The organism is Aeromonas sp. EERV15 (assembly GCF_900079845.1).
Lineage (GTDB): Bacteria > Pseudomonadota > Gammaproteobacteria > Enterobacterales > Aeromonadaceae > Aeromonas > Aeromonas sobria.
On record NZ_FKKY02000079.1, the window covers coordinates 1 to 516 of the forward strand.

Here is a 516-nt window from a genome sequence, read left to right on the forward strand (position 1 = left end):
GGCGTCGAGCACAGCCCTCAGTTCTTTCGCTACAGCGCCGCGCTCCAGGGCGACCTCCATACCTCGGAGCTCTTCATCCTGAACGCCACGCCTGGAGCTGATCCGTCAGCCGCCTCTCGAGCGCTCCCCCATCTCGAGCGCGCGTTCCCGTCCGCGACTGTCGCTCTGCTGCTCGATGCTCGGACGGGCTGGGCTCGCGCCAGCGTCTCTGCGCTCAAGGATGCAGGCCGCAAGGAGCTCGCTGCCGGCTGCGTGGCCACCGTCCTCGCCGTTGGGAGCTGGGACGAGTCCGACCCCATCCTCGTGGAGCTGGACGAGGAGCGCTTTGCCGTGAGCCTCGTCTACCACATTGAACATTGGGATGCGGTGGTCGAGACCCACCGCGTCGATGTCGGCGCCTCGCCGTGACCGGCCCGGGGCCCTCCCGCCAGGGGGCGGGCTCCATAGCGGGGCGCATCTTCGTGCGGCCACGAGCGTGACCGTCTTCCGAGGCGTCCCCTCCGTCAAGAACTCGCC

The 516-nt window shown here is 69.2% G+C and carries 1 protein-coding gene; it reads left to right on the forward strand.

The features are described 5' to 3' along the window. A partial coding sequence (locus BN4575_RS22730) for a hypothetical protein (RefSeq protein WP_176716458.1) occupies positions 1-408 on the forward strand: 408 nt, incomplete at its 5' end. Positions 409-516 lie beyond the last annotated feature (108 nt).